16 protein-coding genes, 2 tRNA genes and 1 pseudogene are annotated in these 15947 nt (G+C 64.8%); 6 read left to right on the forward strand and 13 right to left on the reverse strand.

Going from position 1 to position 15947, the window contains the following annotated elements:
* Window positions 1–37: 37 nt before the first annotated feature.
* Together ACZI8W_RS11625 and ACZI8W_RS11630 are read left to right on the forward strand one after the other, a co-directional pair.
* Window positions 38–457, forward strand: a complete 420-nt coding sequence (locus ACZI8W_RS11625) for a Zn-ribbon domain-containing OB-fold protein (RefSeq protein WP_463368655.1) — start codon at window positions 38–40, stop codon at window positions 455–457.
* A 34-nt stretch (window positions 458–491) separates the two neighbouring features.
* Window positions 492–1640 (forward strand): thiolase family protein, encoded by a 1149-nt coding sequence (locus tag ACZI8W_RS11630; RefSeq protein ID WP_463368656.1) that lies wholly within the window; start codon window positions 492–494, stop codon window positions 1638–1640.
* Window positions 1641–1712: 72 nt separating this feature from the next.
* Here ACZI8W_RS11630 and ACZI8W_RS11635 read toward each other — a convergent pair whose 3' ends face one another.
* From ACZI8W_RS11635 to ACZI8W_RS11650, 4 genes and pseudogenes are all read right to left on the reverse strand, one after another.
* Complete coding sequence (locus ACZI8W_RS11635; RefSeq protein WP_463368657.1) at window positions 1713–2750, reverse strand: ABC transporter ATP-binding protein; 1038 nt, start codon at window positions 2748–2750, stop codon at window positions 1713–1715.
* 211 nt (window positions 2751–2961) lie between these two features.
* Window positions 2962–3426 (reverse strand): annotated as a pseudogene (locus ACZI8W_RS11640) (ABC transporter transmembrane domain-containing protein); the annotation flags it as partial.
* Window positions 3423–5246 (reverse strand): ABC transporter ATP-binding protein, encoded by a 1824-nt coding sequence (locus ACZI8W_RS11645; RefSeq protein ID WP_463368658.1) that lies wholly within the window; start codon window positions 5244–5246, stop codon window positions 3423–3425. The pseudogene ACZI8W_RS11640 and the gene ACZI8W_RS11645, both read right to left, overlap by 4 nt.
* Window positions 5243–6235, reverse strand: coding sequence for an alpha/beta hydrolase fold domain-containing protein (locus ACZI8W_RS11650; protein ID WP_463368659.1), 993 nt, complete (start codon window positions 6233–6235; stop codon window positions 5243–5245). Before ACZI8W_RS11650 ends, ACZI8W_RS11645 begins: the two co-directional genes overlap by 4 nt.
* 76 nt (window positions 6236–6311) lie before the next feature.
* Between ACZI8W_RS11650 and ACZI8W_RS11655 the strand changes: the two genes are divergently transcribed.
* Window positions 6312–6884 carry a TetR/AcrR family transcriptional regulator gene (locus tag ACZI8W_RS11655; RefSeq protein WP_463368660.1) on the forward strand — a complete coding sequence of 191 codons (573 nt, stop codon included), beginning with the start codon at window positions 6312–6314 and terminating at the stop codon, window positions 6882–6884.
* Between the two features lie 196 nt (window positions 6885–7080).
* On the opposite strand, the gene ACZI8W_RS11660 is transcribed toward ACZI8W_RS11655, so the two are convergent.
* The 4 genes from ACZI8W_RS11660 to ACZI8W_RS11675 all read right to left on the reverse strand — a co-directional run bounded on the left by ACZI8W_RS11660 (window position 7081) and on the right by ACZI8W_RS11675 (window position 10333).
* Window positions 7081–8019: a cyclase family protein gene (locus ACZI8W_RS11660; RefSeq protein ID WP_463368661.1), complete on the reverse strand. Its 939-nt coding sequence runs from the start codon at window positions 8017–8019 to the stop codon at window positions 7081–7083.
* 99 nt (window positions 8020–8118) lie between these two features.
* On the reverse strand, window positions 8119–9078 hold the full coding sequence (locus ACZI8W_RS11665; RefSeq protein WP_463368865.1) for an endonuclease/exonuclease/phosphatase family protein: 960 nt from the start codon (window positions 9076–9078) through the stop codon (window positions 8119–8121).
* A gap of 104 nt (window positions 9079–9182) precedes the next feature.
* Window positions 9183–9680: a DUF4274 domain-containing protein gene (locus tag ACZI8W_RS11670; protein WP_463368662.1), complete on the reverse strand. Its 498-nt coding sequence runs from the start codon at window positions 9678–9680 to the stop codon at window positions 9183–9185.
* Window positions 9681–9730: 50 nt separating this feature from the next.
* Complete coding sequence (locus tag ACZI8W_RS11675) at window positions 9731–10333, reverse strand: hypothetical protein (protein ID WP_463368663.1); 603 nt, start codon at window positions 10331–10333, stop codon at window positions 9731–9733.
* 75 nt (window positions 10334–10408) lie between these two features.
* Between ACZI8W_RS11675 and ACZI8W_RS11680 the strand changes: the two genes are divergently transcribed.
* Together ACZI8W_RS11680 and ACZI8W_RS11685 are read left to right on the forward strand one after the other, a co-directional pair.
* Window positions 10409–10987 (forward strand): hypothetical protein, encoded by a 579-nt coding sequence (locus ACZI8W_RS11680; RefSeq protein ID WP_463368664.1) that lies wholly within the window; start codon window positions 10409–10411, stop codon window positions 10985–10987.
* A 20-nt stretch (window positions 10988–11007) separates the two neighbouring features.
* Window positions 11008–11223 (forward strand): hypothetical protein, encoded by a 216-nt coding sequence (locus ACZI8W_RS11685; protein WP_463368665.1) that lies wholly within the window; start codon window positions 11008–11010, stop codon window positions 11221–11223.
* 41 nt (window positions 11224–11264) lie between these two features.
* Here ACZI8W_RS11685 and ACZI8W_RS11690 read toward each other — a convergent pair.
* Together ACZI8W_RS11690 and ACZI8W_RS11695 are read right to left on the reverse strand one after the other, a co-directional pair.
* A tRNA-Ile gene (locus ACZI8W_RS11690) sits at window positions 11265–11338 on the reverse strand.
* A gap of 198 nt (window positions 11339–11536) precedes the next feature.
* Window positions 11537–11609: transfer RNA gene (locus ACZI8W_RS11695), tRNA-Asn, on the reverse strand.
* Window positions 11610–11758: 149 nt separating this feature from the next.
* Here ACZI8W_RS11695 and ACZI8W_RS11700 point away from each other — a divergent pair.
* Window positions 11759–12004 carry a hypothetical protein gene (locus tag ACZI8W_RS11700; protein WP_463368666.1) on the forward strand — a complete coding sequence of 82 codons (246 nt, stop codon included), beginning with the start codon at window positions 11759–11761 and terminating at the stop codon, window positions 12002–12004.
* Between the two features lie 2 nt (window positions 12005–12006).
* On the opposite strand, the gene dnaG is transcribed toward ACZI8W_RS11700, so the two are convergent.
* From dnaG to ACZI8W_RS11715, 3 genes are read right to left on the reverse strand one after another with little or no spacing between them, the layout of a single operon-like run.
* Window positions 12007–13926 (reverse strand): DNA primase, encoded by a 1920-nt coding sequence (gene dnaG, locus ACZI8W_RS11705; RefSeq protein ID WP_463368667.1) that lies wholly within the window; start codon window positions 13924–13926, stop codon window positions 12007–12009.
* A 48-nt stretch (window positions 13927–13974) separates the two neighbouring features.
* A complete protein-coding gene (locus tag ACZI8W_RS11710; RefSeq protein ID WP_463368668.1) occupies window positions 13975–15246 on the reverse strand; it encodes a deoxyguanosinetriphosphate triphosphohydrolase in 1272 nt (423 codons plus the stop codon).
* 31 nt (window positions 15247–15277) lie between these two features.
* The gene (locus ACZI8W_RS11715; protein WP_463368866.1) at window positions 15278–15940 is read right to left on the reverse strand and encodes a YdcF family protein; all 663 of its coding nucleotides are present in this window, start codon (window positions 15938–15940) and stop codon (window positions 15278–15280) included.
* Window positions 15941–15947: the final 7 nt, after the last annotated feature.

A 15947-nucleotide genomic window follows, 5' to 3' on the forward strand; every position in this document is an offset into this window, starting at 1 on the left:
AAGCTACGCGACGGCATCGGACAACGGAGGACCACTGATGACGACGAAGGCGCTCGCGCCCGATGTATCCACATGGCCGGCGGAGAACCCGCACCTGATCGGCAGTCGTTGCGACGACTGCTCGGCAACCACGTGGCCGGCACAGCCCCGGTGCCCCCGCTGCAGCGGGGACCACATCTCCGAGTTGGCACTCCCCCGCCGCGGAACTCTCGTGGCGTGGACGACTCAGGGGTTCGTCCCCAAGCAGCCCTATGCAGGTAGTGAGACCGCCGAGAATTTCGCACCGTTCGCTTTCGGCCTCGTCCAGCTGGGCGATGTGGTCCGCGTCGAGGCCCGCCTCACCGAGAACGACCCGGCGAAGCTGAAGCCCGGCATGGAACTCGAACTCACCTTCGTGCCCTTCTACACGGACGCCGAAGGAACCGACATCGTCACCTGGGCGTTCGCGCCGATCTGATCCACCTACACTCGATCCAGGAGTCCAAAGAACCATGAACGACGTTGCCATCATCGGCGTGGGCCTTCACCCGTTCGGCAGATTCGGCGCCAAGTCGGCCATCGAGATGGCCGCTGACGCGATCCAACTCGCGCTCGAAGACTCGGGCGTGGCGTGGAAAGACATCCAGTTCGGTATCGGCGGCAGCTACGAGGTGGACAACACCGATGCCGTCACCCGTCTGGTGGGCCTGACGGGCATCCCCTTCACCAACGTGTTCAACGCATGCGCCACATCGGCCAGCGCGATCGAGCAGACCGCGGACGGTATCCGCTCCGGTAAGTACGACATCGGCATCGCTGTCGGCACCGACAAGCACCCCCGCGGCGCTTTCACCGCCGATCCCGCGATGCTGGGCCTTCCGGCCTGGTATGCCGAGAACGGACAGTTCGTCACCACCAAGTTCTTCGGTATGAAAGCCAACCGGTACGTCATCGACCATGACATCTCGCACAAGACCTTGGCCCGGGTCGCCGCGAAGAACTACCGCAACGGCGGCAAGAACCCGAAGGCCTTCCGCCGCACCGAGTTCAGCCTCGACGAGATCCTCTCGTCGCCGATGCTGAACTACCCCCTGACCGCCAAGATGTTCTGTGCCCCCGACGAGGGCGCCGCCGCCGTCATCATGTGCCGTGGCGACCTTGCGGCGAAGTTCTCGTCGAACAAGCCCGTATACCTGCGGTCGACGGCGATCCGCACCCGCACGTACGGCGCCTACGAAGTGCACGCGACATGGGCCGCCACCGACGAGGATCCCTCCCCCACCGTGTACGCAGCGAACGCCGCGTACGAGGCAGCGGGGATCGGCCCCGAGGACGTCGACGTCGCACAGTTGCAGGACACCGATGCCGGTGCCGAGGTCATCCACATGGCCGAGACCGGTCTGTGCGCCGATGGCGACCAGGAGAAGCTGATCGCCGAGGGCGCCACCGAGATCGGCGGATCACTGCCCGTGAACACCGATGGCGGTCTCATCGCCAACGGCGAGCCCATCGGCGCGTCGGGCATCCGTCAGGTGCACGAACTCGTTCATCAACTCCGCGGTACCGCCGGTGACCGCCAGGTCCCCGGTAGCCCACGAGTCGGTCTCGCGCAGGTCTACGGCGCCCCGGGAACTGCGGCGGCGTCGATCCTGTCGCTCTGACGACCGATGCCGACGACGAGCAATAGACGATAGAGACGGGTCGCCCACGAGAACGCTGCGGGCGACCCGTCATCACTGTGATTGTCCGGCGAGCGCAGTGTCCCAGAGCTTCGCGTAGCGACCCTCGCGATGAAGCAGTTCGTCGTGGGTACCCTCCTCTTCGATTCGTCCGCCGTCGAGGACGATGATGTGGTCGGCGTCTCGGACGGTCCGCAGCCGGTGAGCGACCATCACCACCGTCCTTCCCGTCATCAGTTGCTCGACACCCTCCAGGACAGCGCCTTCGTTCACCGGGTCCAGCGCTGATGTCACTTCGTCCAGCAACACGATGGGGGCATCCTTGAGCAGAGCACGCGCAATCGAGACGCGCTGACGCTCACCGCCGGACAACCGTGCACCGCCCTCGCCGACCTTCGTCGACCACCCTTCGGGAAGTCGTTCGACGACTTCGTCCAGGCGGGCAGCGGTCGCTGCAGCGCGAACATCGTCGCCACTCGCATCGAAGCGGCCGAGAAGTACGTTCTCCTCGATCGTCCCGTCGAAGAGATACACATCCTGGAAGACGATGGCGATCTGCGACATCAATTCCTCGGTGGTCATGTCCCGCACGTCCACGCCTCCCACACGGACCGAACCCTCCTCGACGTCGTAGAACCGTGCGATCAGGTGCAGCATCGTGCTCTTTCCGGAGCCCGACGGCCCGACAATCGCGAGCCGGCGGCCCTCCGGCACGGACACGGACACTCCGTCGAGCACCGTTCGGTCGTCGTACCCGAAGCCGACGGACTCGAAGGTGAGCCCATGTTCGGTCACGCTGATGGGTTCGCGGGGTTCCGGCAGTGGCGCGGTACGGAGGACCGCGTCCAGACGCGTCAGTTCGGCTCGGGCGCTGCGCACGCTGCCGCCGAGTTCGGCCAGCGACAGCAGCGGGTCCGCGCACCGGGCGGCGAGCACCAGTATCGCCAGAACCTCTGGTGCGCCGATCTTTCCCTCGAGCGCGAGGTAGGCACCCAGCGCCAAGAGCACGGTGAAGACCGATTGCACCGTGAGGGCTGATCCGACGAAACCGGGTAGCGCCGACAACGTCGACCGGCGGGACGCGCGCTGCACTTCGTTCGAGGAGTCGTCGAGTGCTCGGAATCCTTCGGCGGTCCGGCCGCCGGCACGGAGGACCGGCTGAGCCAGGAGGTATTCGATGACCCGTGCCGTCGCCTCCTTCTCCCGCTGGTGACGCTGCGCGTCGGCGGCCGCCGTCGCACGTCCCGGTCCAGATCTGGACGATCACCACCAATGGGACTGCTACCACCGCAGCAAGCCCGAGCTGCCAATCGACGGCAAGCATGACGACCACGATCGTCAGGGGCGTCACCGAAGCAAAGATGAGCGGTGCCAGCAGATGTGCGAGCACGCTCATCACCTCGAGAACGCCACGGCTTGCCATGACAGACACGTCCCCCACACGGCCGGCGCTGTACCAGCCGATGGGCAGTCGGGCGAGGTGCTCACCGAGACGGTGGTACATGCCCCGCAGCATCGTAGTTCCCACCCGAAAACCGGAGAGATCGCTGCGGTAGCGCAGCACCGCATAGACGGCGACGGCAGCACCGAACGCAATCAGCCACGGCCACGCACTCCGGGGATCGCTCCCGAACAGCGCCCGCAGTATCGGGACCAGCAGAGCGTAGGACAGGCCCTCGGCGATCGCAGTCACCATCATCAGCGCGATCGTGCGGCGCACAGGCCTTGCGTAGTTCTCTCCCAACACGCGCAACAGCATGGGAATCATCGGAACTCACCTCCTGAGCGTACGTCGTTTTGCGCAAGTGCAACGCGGTGGCTATTCCAGAGCTTCGCGAACCGACCGCTCCGAGCCAAGAGATCCGCAGGATTTCCCTCCTCGACGATCGATCCCCTCTCGAGCACAATGACGGTGTCTGCATCTGCGATCGTTTCGAGACGATGGGCGATCACCAGAATTGTCGCGTTCCCCTGCAGGTCGGCCAGGGCACGTCGGACAGCATGCTCGGTCTGGGTATCGGCAAAGGCCGTCGCCTCGTCCAGTACCAGGACAGGCGTGTCTGAAAGCAGTGCTCGAGCAATCGAAATCCGCTGCGCCTCACCTCCGGACAGCGTCGCGTCGTCACCGATAACCGACTCGTATCCACGAGGCAGCCGGAGAATTCGCTCGTGGATATTCGCCGCACGCGCGGCACGGACCACCTCATCACGGTCTGCATTCGGTACTGCGAGTGCAATGTTGTCTGCAATCGACATGCGTAGCAGCCGAACGTCCTGGAAGACGAACGACACGTTTCGGTAGAGTTCCCGGCTCCCGATCTCCCGCAGATCGACACCACCGAGCAGCACCGCGCCGTGAGTCGGGTCGAAGAGCCGGGGAAGCAACTGGGCCAATGTCGATTTTCCTCCACCCGACGGGCCGACAATCGCGGTGACCGTCCCGGGTTCGAGAGTCAGGTCGATTCCGCGCAGGACCTCGTGCCCCGGTTCGTAGCCGAAACGGACGTCTCGCAGTTCCACTCGGTGGCCGTGCGGGGGGATCGGCCGCGTGGGTTCCGGCAGCGGCGGGGTGGCGAGAACATCACGTATACGCTCGACAGCTCGGCCGGCAGCTTGGATGTCGTCGAAACCGTGGCCCAGGGCCGCCACCGGAGCTGTCAGTCCGATTCCGAGGAGCAAGAAGGGCAAGAGGTCGACAGGGTCCATTCCTCCGTTCGTGATCAGCGCTGCGCCGCCGCTCAGTACAACCAGCAGCACGAACGGTGGAGACAACACCGTTTGCATCCCCGCGGCGACCCGAGCGAGTCCCCGCACCATCCTGAAGAATATGTCAGCGAATTCGTCTGCGGCAGTGATAAATCTGCGATGCGCACGGCCCCCTCCGCCGAATGCCTTGACCACCGAGATTCCCTGCACGAACTCGACGATCGTGTTCGCGATCCGACCCATCGCCGCGTCGAATGCTTCTTGCTCGGCCAACCGCGCGGAAGTCATCATCAGCGGAACGAGTACCACCGCCAGCACCACCGGAATCAGGGTGATCAAGGTGAGCCGCCAGTCGACGGTGAACAGGTAGATCAGCGAGACCAGTGGCACCACGAAGGCGGAGACGAGCTCGCCGGGAGTGTGGGCGATGAACGGGTGCACTGTGCTCACATCGTCGCCGACCACCTTCGCCAGCTCGCCGGTCTGGCGCCCGGAGAACCAGCCGAGCGGCACGCGTCCCAACCGTGCGGCCAGCAGGCGGCGCAACGCCAGTTGCACCTGCCCGTCGAGCAGATGCGCGACCCCTGACGCCGCGCCGGTGAACAGGAGACGCGCGAACAATCCGACCGCACCCAGAACCACGACCATCCAGACGCGACTGTGGTCGATGGGACCGGGAGTCAGGAGCGCGCGACCCAGTTCGACGACTGCCAACAGCGGCACGAGCCCCGCGACGGCACCGACGACTTGGAGGAGGACGACGGCCGCAAAACGACCTCGATACGGGCGCAGTAGCGTTGCGACGGACCATTCTGCCATGCGCCCCTCGCCTTCCGAGGGAGTCGATTTTCGCTGCGCCCGAGCCAGATCGGTGGCGGTCATGCGAGTGCACCTCGGAGGAACTCGCCGATCTCTGCACGTGCCGCCTTCGCGTGCGGCACCACACCCGGCATACTGAGGAACGCGTGCGTTGCACCGGAATACTCGGTGAGGCGCACAGAAGTCCCAGCAATCCCGAGACGCTCCGCGTAACAGCGACCGTGGTCGGCCACCGGATCGATGGTCGGTACCACAACAAGGGCAGGCGCGAGCCCACCCAAGTCGTGGGCGTACACGGGCGAGAGCTCACGAGGGTCCATTCCCGGTTGGGTGGCGAACCGCAACAGCAGCCGCATCTGCTGCCGAGTAAGGGTCGGACTGTCGGCGTGGCGGTACATCGAGGTGTACTCGAGTCCTGCAGGTGTCAGATCGACGACTGGGTTGACCAGCGCCTGCCCTCGCAGAGTCGAACCGGCTTCCCTCGCGCGAATCGCGGCGAGAGCTGCAATCAACGCGCCGGTGCTCTCTCCGACGACTGCGACACGGTCCGGGTCGATACCCCAGTCCGCATGATTGGCGGCCACATGCCGCAACGCATCCCAGCCGTCGTCGACGGCAGCGGACAGCGCGGTGTGGTGGGAGAGCAGACGGTGTTCGACCGAGACGACAACCGCAGGCACCTGTGCCGCGAAGAAGCTGTTCGACCAGTCGCATTGCGCCGCGGTACCCACGAATCCGCCCCCATGCACGTGGAGCACCAACGGCAGACCGGACAGACTACCGGCGCTACCGGCGGGTTCTCGTGAGGGCCGGTACACCCGGACACGCAGCGCACGGTCAGACAGCTCCACCTCGTGCCACCGAATGTCGACGCTGCGATCGGGAAAACCGGTAACAACCCGCGCCACACGAGACGACCGTTTCTTGTTCACTGCTGCTTGCAGCGCAGCGAGTTCGTCGACTGTGATCGTCGACCGATCCGGAGTGCCACCCAAAGCGTTCAACAGTCGGATCCTCAACGGCGGGCGGGCTGTTTCGATGAGCTGATTCATGCTTCCTCCCAGAGCGGGTTAATTTCGATACCTCAAGTCTCGATACTTACTGTAGCGTAATTGATATCGTGCGTACATGGCTCCCGCGAAAGAATCACCCCGAAGACCAGGTCGCCCTCGGGCCGGTATCAACGCCGCAGTGTTTGCCGCAACGCTGACGTGCGTCGACCAGCTCGGCTACGCTCACGCCACCGTCGACCGGATCGCCACCGAGGCGGGCATCGCGAAAACGACGGTCTACCGTCGATGGCCCTCCAAGGGCGCACTCATCGTGGATTGCCTCCTGGATGCGTTCGGACCGGCACCACTCGAGGGTGCGGACCGAGCCGAAGTCATGTCGTCATCCATCCACTGGATCGCCCACAAGATTGCCGAACCTGGGGTCGGCGATGCGTTCGCCGGCGTATTCAGCGATGCCGTCAGCGACCCCGACCTGCGCAGGATTCTGTCTACGAGATTTCAAGACCCGTACCGGATTGCACTACAGGAAACACTCGGCGAGCCGGAGAATCGCGTCCTGTTCTACATCGACACGGTCGTCGGGACACTACTCCACCGACTGGGTATGACAGGCCGACCGATGGACCACGCGGATGTCACCGCGCTGATCGACATGGTTCTGGCTCACTTCACCGCGGAGGAGCCTTGACCCACGCGGCAAGGAGCGCGTTGACTCCCGGGAACAACGGAATGATCAGCAGCGAGGCCATGACGCTGCACCACGGGCTCAAGGCTCATCCCGGAACGGTCATCCTGTTCGCATCGAGTCACGCGTGTCGCTCACGGTGGATGCCCTGATCATCGACTTCGACGCGATACGTCGAACCTGACCGACCAGCGACCCGCTATTTGACCGCGATCGGATTGAGCGGTGATCCGACACCGCCCGGAATGTTGAGCGGGCACGCCACGAACATGCACTCGTACACACCATCCGCGGCACAGTCCTCGGCGAGGTCTTCGAAGTCGAACATCTCACCCATGAGCAGACCCATGTCGCGGAGCGCGAGCATGTGGAACGGAATCATCGGCCCGCCGGGATTCCCGCCGAGCACCTCGACGGCCAGGTTGTCTGCGCACACGGCCGCGATGCCGTGATCCCGGATCCACCGGGCACACTCCCACGTGAGTCCCGGCGATCCGCTGAGTCCGACGTCGGCGCCGCGTCGATGATGGGGATACGTACCCGTACGCAACAACAGAATGTCGCCCTCGGACACAGTGATTCGCGCTTCGTCCAACACGGAGTCGATAATGTCCGGCGTGATCCGGGTACCCGGTGCGAGGTAGTCGACGCCGAGATGACGCGGGACATCGACGAGGATCCCGCGGGACACGACCCCTGCCACCAAATTCTGGATCGAGCAGCGTTCCGCGCCCCAGGCCGTGACGGCGGTGTCGTGATGGAAGCCGTTGTAGAGCAGATCGTCGTACCAGACGTGTGCCAGCGCGTCGAAGTGCGTCGTCGAATGTGTCCCGAGGATCAGCATGTCCTCCGACGAACACACATCGAGAACCTGGCCTTTCGGCATGTCACCGCGATATCGGGTCATGGTGTGGATCGGATTGAAGCGCCCGCTGGTCCGGACGTCGTGAGGGCCGTGCTCATCGGCGGGCATCGATAGCGAGAACGACACACCGCGCCGGACGGCCGCCGCGGCCTCTCGAACCTTCGCCGGCGTGAGGAGGTTGAGTGTGCCGCGCTGGTCTTCGTCACCCCAGCGACCCCAGTTGCTCAACTCGCGCCCGACTTCGCGAACCCCGTCCAGGTCGATCGTCGCCAACTCGGCCTCCCGCCGCCGTCCTAGAACTCTACTTCCGTGTGAGAAGAACATAATTCTCCTGGGCGCCCCTGGCAACACCGGCGTCGGAACAACTCGACGTCACCGCGGCGACCGGTCGAGCTGAATCTGCGCGACCACCGCCCGGTGATCCGATCCCGGTAGCGTCACGGTCTCCACGGACGTCGCACGCCCACCCGCGACGAGGATGTGGTCGATGCCGACCAGTGGGGGAATTCGCCTGTCGGTCGGATAGGTGAAGAGGAGGCCGGCGCCCACTTGTTCTGCGGTGTCTCTGAGGCGGCCCGTCAGCATCGCCCGGTACTGCGCGTGATCGTAGGTCGCGTTGAAGTCGGCACCGGCGACCACCGGCACCGACGGCGGCGCGGACTCGAGTATCTCGTGCAGGCGCGACAATTCGTCGGCCCAGACCTTCGTGTCGTAGACCGGCGGCACCGGATGGAACGCGTAGACCGCGACGGGCCCTGCCCCGGGCACGTCTGCCGTCGCCGAGACCTGGTTCATGACGAATCCGTCGTATTCGACGTCGTCGGACAACGGGAAGCGACTCCAGATGCCGGTCCCGGCCGCGCCGGGTTCCGGCGCCACGAAGTGATACGGCAATATCCGATCGAGGCCTTCGCGCGCATAGGCTTCGACCGCTTCGGGTGTCAGCTCACTCACGGTCAGCAGATCGACGCGGCGCTCCTCGACTTCGGAGACCACCGTTGCCGGGTCGGCTTCACCGAAGAGGACGTTCGCCTGCATCACGGTGAGCACGTCTCCCCCGCCGCCGGTCGATTCGCCCACGTACCGGGGAGCCTGGATCCACACCGCTGCGACGACGACCAGCAGCGCCACCGCCGCGGCGACGCGGTACCGCAGCAGCGCGAAGACCACCGCCCCGAGTACGGAACCGATCATCATGTACGACGCCGCCGACGCTGCGAGAACGGGTAGTCGCGCCGACGAGGTGCTGTAGTGCAGCACGACCCCGACCGCGCCGACGAGGGTCGCGAGACCCGCCAGAACTGCCGCAGCCCACCTGAACGCCGTCACCATCACACCCGACAGCAAAGCACGCGAAGATGCGACGAGGACGTAGACCTACGCAAGTGATTTCCGAACACGCGCATAGTCGTGCCCGCATCGCCCCATCCCGTTGCTCAGAGCACGGGTTGCAGGAAGGCGTCCTCGAACTCCTTCCGAGCACGTTTCGTGTGCGCTGCGCGAATCGCGCGCTGGCGTTCGGTCAGGGTCGGGTCGTCAAGATTGAAATATCCAGTGTCGAAGCGGTTTCGACCGTTCGGGAAGGTCTGCTCGCGGAGCCGACTCACGAGCGCGGTGCAATAGGACAGCAGCGTGCGAAGGCCGTCGGGATCGCGCTCGGCATCTCTCGCGTAGAGCTCACGGATGGTTGCACCTTCGTCGCTGTGATGGAGCTGCCCAGTTTCATCCAGTTCCCAGAACATACGTAGCGCGAGCGCCCTATCACACCGGGGGTGCTTGATCACCGCGAGCGGAACCGCAAACCCGTCATCCCAGTTGTATGCGCTCATCAGTTCCCACAGCGCCAACTCATCGGGAAGGGCAGCGACCAAGGTCGGCAGGTCCTCGTGGCGAGCGCAATCATGGTCGATGATCGCGGCAACTGCGTCGCGCATGATGATGTCCTTCTCCTGGTCTCGTCCGGGTGTACTTCCGCCAGGGCTGATCATCCGGGGCCGAGCACGTGGTTGATGAGGTAGGAGAGCAAGTCTGGGGCATGAAAATGCTCGTTCTCGAACCCCCAGATCTCTGGCTCACCATCGGAGTGCCCGGCTGTGAGGGAGTGCGCCGGCGGGTCGAACACGAAGTACGCGCGGTTGTATGGGTAGCTGTCGAGCGTGTCGAGCCAGAACAGGGCACAGCGCGACGGATCAAGCCCACCGCCGCGTGCGTCTACGAGCACAGCGGGAGCTTCGAACTCGTGCTCGAGGAGGCCCGGCAGATCGACACGAGGGTCGGTGAGATGGTCGAGATAGTCGTCGGGGTCGATCACGTTGTGCAGCAGCACGCTGTGTCTCCAGAATCGCGCATACGAAAAGAACTCGACCAACTGCGTGCTGAGCAGCAGACGCGTCTCGCCATCGAGAGCACTCAGATGCGTGGGCGGAGACCCCGATGGCCCGCGCTGCATCTGGCCCGGCTCGAGCTCGTATTGCGCCTGCAGCGGTGACTCCTGTACATCCACGAGCGCTGCGCCGATCGATGCACTCGGCGGTGCAGCATCGACTCCTGTGATCCAGCCGTCGCCATATGCGACCGTAGGGCTCATCAGCACTCAGGCCTCGGCGAATTCCTGGTCATACCGCCCATAGTATGCAGGCAGGTCTTCGATATCATCGAGTCGATGACTGACGAGCGCTCCTGGCATGTCACGTCGGACGACTCCGAGGATCTGGGGTTCGCGCTCTCATGCCTCGTCCGCGGTGCGATCACACTCGATGAATTCAAAACGTGGATCTATCTCGTCATCGAGGATTCGGAAGAGTTCCCTGACTATCTCATCGACCTGAGCGACGTGGAACACAAGCGCGAGCTGATCATGGGATGGCGTGATCTCCTCGGTTTCTGGCCCGTATCCTCGCTCTCGAACTCAGAAAGGAAGGGGGTCGTGGGGATGGCCTACGCCCGCTTCTCAGGGTTCCGTGACGACACGATCCGTCGAGGCGAAGCCAGGACCGCACTCCGACGATCAGACACGCTTCGAGCGCGCTTCGAGCGTAGTTTCCCGTCGATCGAGGTGCCCGACGACAGCCGAGCCGACGGCGACACCAGGAGGATCGTCGCGTCTCCAGGTGGTGGCTTTCCGGTTCCGATGAACGTTCGCTCACCATCGCGGAGGTTCGTACACTGTTCATCAACCGGATGGCGTCAGGGCATCCCACGACGATTCTGGAATCGAACACTGGCGGCACGCTGCACCTGACCACGAATCGGCGGCGAGTCATGGTCATGCTCACTGGCCCCGGCAACGCGGCAGGCCACGCGATCGATCCGGACGCAGCCGGAACAAGCGATGGATTCCTGCTCGAGAACGGGCAAGAAGACGAGTACGCTGATCGTGACACCGTAACGATCCCGGTCGCACTCGAACTGATCGGCCGAGTTCTCGCCCACGGGGCGCCACCGCAGGACGGCTGGCGCATCGACGTTCCTGAGTGAGCACCCTGCGGACGTCGCGTGTTCGAGGATCGAATAGTGGGTGGGGCGGGCGGGGCTCGAACCCGCGACCAATGGATTATGAGTCCACGGCTCTAACCGACTGAGCTACCGCCCCTCCACAACGACACATCGCTGCAGAACGCTCCCCGTTCCGGACAGCGCGTACGCATGGTACCCGGCAGCCGACGCGTTCCTCCGCACCGGGTCCCGACCGGTGCGGTTTCAAGAGACCATGCTGTCGGATACGTCACACCCGACGGGCGACGAAACGAAAGAATCCTCCCACCCCGCATGGGTGGGAGGATTTTGTGCGCTCCCCCGGCTGGACTCGAACCAGCAACCCTTCGATTAACAGTCGAATGCTCTGCCAATTGAGCTACAGGGGATTGCCTTGCGGTGCTCCGAGGTTTCCCTCGGTGCGTGAGAAACCATAGCGCCCCTTCCACCGCAGCGCCAAATCGCCTGCATGTGGGCAGCAGAAGCGTCATCGGGCAGGATAGGGAGGACTCGCACACAGGGTGGAAGGGACGACACATTGATGGGATTGTTGGTCGGGGTTGCCGCGGGGTACGTACTCGGCACCCGGGCAGGCCGAGCCCGATATGAACAGATCAGCAAGACCGCCAAGGCGGTAGCCGCCAGCCCGGTCACCAAGAAGGCCATCGAGGTGGGACGCCAGAAGCTCTCGGACTCCTTGAACCCACAGCCGAAGCTCGAACCGATGAAACCGATCGACGAGACGACGACGATCATGATCCCGCGGGATCAACTCGGGAAGTAACGTCAGCCGGCCAGGCCGTCGCCGCCCACGTCGCCGATGGCCTGGTCGAGCAAGCTTCGCCGATACTGCTCCAACGCGACGAGGTCGCCGAGCAACGCGTGGAATTCGTCGGACTCCGTCGCAGGCGAGATGCGTTGCAGCCTCGACTTGAGTTCCGCCACCTGCTCACCCACCCACACTTCCTGCAGACGTGCCAGCACTCCCCCGATGTAGCGGGGCATACGGTCCTCTTCTGCGGGGATCGGCTCGACCGCGAGCTCCATCACCAACGAGTGGACGACCGGGTCGGTCGCTGCACGACCGACAGCGTCGACCCATTCGGCGCCACCCATCCCCGAACCGACACCACCGACGGAAGCGATCGCCTCACGGACGGCCGAATAGGCCGGGTCGGTGAACGTCTCCGCGGGCAATGAATCGAACACCGTCCCCGCGACACCCGGATACTGCAGCGCAGCCTTGAGCCCGTCGCGTTGCGGCCACAACGCAGGATCGCCCGGGCGAGGGCGGCGCAACCCTGTCTCCCGCGACGAGCCCCCGTTGCGCGCGGCAGCGGACCGGGCTGTGGACGCCGACGCCCGGCCGCCCCCTCGACGCGCCTCTTCTTGAACCCGGCGGCGGACCATGGGGATGTCGTCCCAGCCCACCCAGTGCGCCAGTTGCACGGCGTAGTTGTCGCGCAAGGACCGGTCCTTGATCTGCGCCACAACAGGCACACAGCGCCGGAGCGCCTCGACGCGTCCCTCCGCGGTGTCGAGATCGTGCTCGAGCAGGATCGACTTGACGACGAACTCGAACATCGGGGTGCGCCGCGCGACGAGATCGCGGACGGCTGTGTCGCCGGACGCCTGCCGGAGTTCGCACGGATCCATCCCCGCCGGAGCGATCGCGACGTACGTCTTCGCTGCGGTCTTCTGATCGCCCTCGAACGCCTTCATCGCCGCGGCCTGTCCGGCCGCATCACCATCGAAGGTGTAGATGACCTCACCCCGGAAGTAGCTGTCGTCCATGAGCAGCCGACGCAGCATCGCGAGGTGTTCGTCGCCGAACGCGGTACCACACGAGGCGACGGCGGTTTTCACTCCCGCGAGGTGCATGGCCATGACGTCCGTATAGCCCTCGACGATCACCGCCTGATGCGACTTGGCGATCTCCCTCTTTGCGAGATCGAGTCCGAACAACACCTGAGACTTCTTGTACAGCACCGTTTCCGGTGTGTTCATGTACTTGGCGGTGATGGTGTCGTCATCGTAGAGGCGGCGGGCACCGAAGCCGATGACGTCGCCGGCGAGATTGCGAATGGGCCAGAGCAGTCGACGATGAAATCGGTCGATCGGACCGCGACGCCCCTGCCGCGACAGTCCCGCGGCCTCGAGCTCCGCAAATTCGAATCCGCGGCCGAGGAGATGCTTGGTGAGCCGATCCCAGCCCGCAGGCGCGTAGCCGCACCCGAACATCTCGGCGGCCGACTGGTCGAAATTGCGCTCGGTGAGGTAGTCACGCGCGGCCTGCGCGTCCGGGCTGCGGAGTTGTTCGGCGTAGAACTGCTGCGCGGCGGCGTTCGCCGCGACCAGGCGGGCACGAGTCCCACGGTCGCGTTGCACGGACGGTCCGCCACCTTCATAGCTGAGGCTGTAGCCGACACGTTCCGCAAGCTGCTCGACAGCCTCCACGAAGCTGACGTGCTCGATCTTCTGGATGAAGGAGTACACGTCGCCGCCCTCACCGCACCCGAAACAGTGGAAATGCCCGTGATTGGGACGCACGTGGAACGACGGAGACTTCTCGTCGTGGAAGGGGCAGAGCCCTTTCATAGAGTCGGCACCGCCACGTTTGAGGGCAACGTAGTCGCCCACGATGTCTTCGATCCGAACGCGGTCGCGAATGGCCGCGATGTCTCTGTCTGGAATTCTGCCGGCCACGCCGACGAGTCTAGGCTGTGTTCTCGACCTGTCCGGCGTCGGTGGTTGCTAACCCCAGCTGGCCTGCGCGGCCAAGCTGTCGCGGTCGACCCGCTCGAGTCGCGATTCGGTGCAGGACGCGATCTGATCGACGATGACCCGCACCTTCGCGGCGTCGTCGGGCGCGGTCTCCCACTCGGCCACGAAGATCGGGTCGAGGCCCACAGGCGCCGTGCGCAACAACCACTCGGCGACCCGATGGATGCGTTCGCGCTGGCCGACTTGCCTCGTTCGATGGGCATTGTCGGACATCACGAACTGCAGAGCCATGGTCTTGAGCAGCGCGACCTCGGAAGCCACGATCGGCGGGATCACCAGATCGGTATCGTACCGAGTGCTCGGTGTGGTGCCGATGACCTCACGGGTTCCGCTGATCGCGGCTGTCGCATAACGGCCGACGAGTTCGCTCGTGAGCCGCTTGAGCGCGACAGAGCTGGTGAGGGTGCCGTCGTAGGTTCCCACCCCGGCCACGACGGGCAGCGAGAACAGGCGCTGCGCGGCCTCCGACAGCTCCGCGGGGTCGAGTCCGGAGAACTCCCTCATGCCCAGCGTGATGAGGCCCGCCACCGAGTCGGTGTCGCCGAGGATTCGCAGGTCGATACGACCGTCGATCACACCGTCCTCGACATCGTGCACCGAGTAGGCGACGTCGTCGGACCAGTCCATGATCTGTGCTTCGAGGCATCGGCGGTGTTCGGGCGCACCGTCGCGGATCCAGTGCAGTTCGTCGGTGTCGTCATCGTAGGCACCGAACTTCGCGCCTGGCGTGGGACGAATCCACGGGTATTTGAGTGTGGCGTCCAATGAGGTCCGAGTGAGGTTCAATCCCGCGCTCGTGCCGTCCGGGTGGAGGATCTTCGGTTCGAGTGCGGTCAGAATGCGCAAGTTCTGAGCGTTACCCTCGAAACCACCGCACGGCGCCGCCACCTCGTCGAGCGCGCGTTCGCCATTGTGCCCGTAGGGCGGGTGGCCGATGTCGTGGGCGAGCCCTGCCAGATCGACGACATCGGGGTCTGCCCCGAGCCCTTCGGCGATGCTGCGACCGATCTGGCCCACTTCCATCGAGTGGGTCAGTCGGGTGCGTGGAGTGTCGCCGTCACGTGGCCCCACCACCTGTGTCTTGTCCGCGAGACGACGCAGCGCGGCGCAGTGCTGGACGCGGGCGCGGTCGCGTGCGAAGGCGGTGCGGTCGGCTGCAGCCGCTTCCGCACCGGCGAGCCCCGAACGCTTCGGCGCTTCCTGCACACGCCGCTCGAGATCGTGTTCGCTGTATCCCGGCATCCCGCCGCCCCTTCGTCGATGCGACCCTATTTCACTGGTCGGCCGTGTAGTCGAAATCTGCCGAGTAGTGCGTGATCTGGTACCAGATGAGCGCCCCGGTTTCCCGAGCGATGCCGTGGAACTGCGACTCGCGCGTGAACACCGCTGGCCCCTGCCTGGTGGGCGCGGTCCACGCGTCGAGCCCCGCATCGCGTGCCATCGTCCGAGTGCGCAAACCGTGCCACGGATCACTCACCAGCACCGCCGACGACAGGCCCATGGCACTCATCTCTTCGCTGACCGCCTTGATGCTCAAGAGGGTGTCGGACCCCTCCTCGACTGCCACGATGGCGTCGGCGGGCACCCCCGCCTCGATGAGGTAGTTCTTTCCGGAAGCCGCTTCGGTGAACAGGTCGCCCTCCTGTTTGCCGCCGACGGTGACTATGGTGTCGGACACACCGTTGTAATAGAGCTTGCGGGCCTGCTCGAGCCGCGCTTCGAACACCGGCGACGGAGTCCCCGAGTACTGCGCGGCACCGAGTACGACGATGGCGTCGGCCCTCGTCCAGTCGTCGATACGCGCGACCTGCCACACCCGCACTGCCGTACCGCCGACCACCAGGACCGCAGCGAGGAGCAGACCGGCGATCAGACGACGGCACCACCGGGCGAGGCGGGACCCGAGACTGCGCCGGTCGTCGACACTCGTGACCACACGGGGG

Source organism: Rhodococcus ruitaii (assembly GCF_055230935.1).

What these genes read in the sequence shown, in the direction of transcription:
- ACZI8W_RS11630 (WP_463368656.1), top strand. Translation starts at nt 492, where the DNA reads ATGAACGACGTTGCCATCATCGGCGTGGGCCTTCACCCGTTCGGCAGA.
- ACZI8W_RS11675 (WP_463368663.1), bottom strand. Translation starts at nt 10,333, where the DNA reads ATGAGCCCTACGGTCGCATATGGCGACGGCTGGATCACAGGAGTCGAT.
- ACZI8W_RS11625 (WP_463368655.1), top strand. Translation starts at nt 38, where the DNA reads ATGACGACGAAGGCGCTCGCGCCCGATGTATCCACATGGCCGGCGGAG.
- ACZI8W_RS11655 (WP_463368660.1), top strand. Translation starts at nt 6,312, where the DNA reads ATGGCTCCCGCGAAAGAATCACCCCGAAGACCAGGTCGCCCTCGGGCC.
- ACZI8W_RS11670 (WP_463368662.1), bottom strand. Translation starts at nt 9,680, where the DNA reads ATGCGCGACGCAGTTGCCGCGATCATCGACCATGATTGCGCTCGCCAC.
- ACZI8W_RS11680 (WP_463368664.1), top strand. Translation starts at nt 10,409, where the DNA reads ATGACTGACGAGCGCTCCTGGCATGTCACGTCGGACGACTCCGAGGAT.
- ACZI8W_RS11685 (WP_463368665.1), top strand. Translation starts at nt 11,008, where the DNA reads ATGGTCATGCTCACTGGCCCCGGCAACGCGGCAGGCCACGCGATCGAT.
- ACZI8W_RS11645 (WP_463368658.1), bottom strand. Translation starts at nt 5,246, where the DNA reads ATGACCGCCACCGATCTGGCTCGGGCGCAGCGAAAATCGACTCCCTCG.
- ACZI8W_RS11665 (WP_463368865.1), bottom strand. Translation starts at nt 9,078, where the DNA reads ATGGTGACGGCGTTCAGGTGGGCTGCGGCAGTTCTGGCGGGTCTCGCG.
- ACZI8W_RS11710 (WP_463368668.1), bottom strand. Translation starts at nt 15,246, where the DNA reads ATGCCGGGATACAGCGAACACGATCTCGAGCGGCGTGTGCAGGAAGCG.
- ACZI8W_RS11650 (WP_463368659.1), bottom strand. Translation starts at nt 6,235, where the DNA reads ATGAATCAGCTCATCGAAACAGCCCGCCCGCCGTTGAGGATCCGACTG.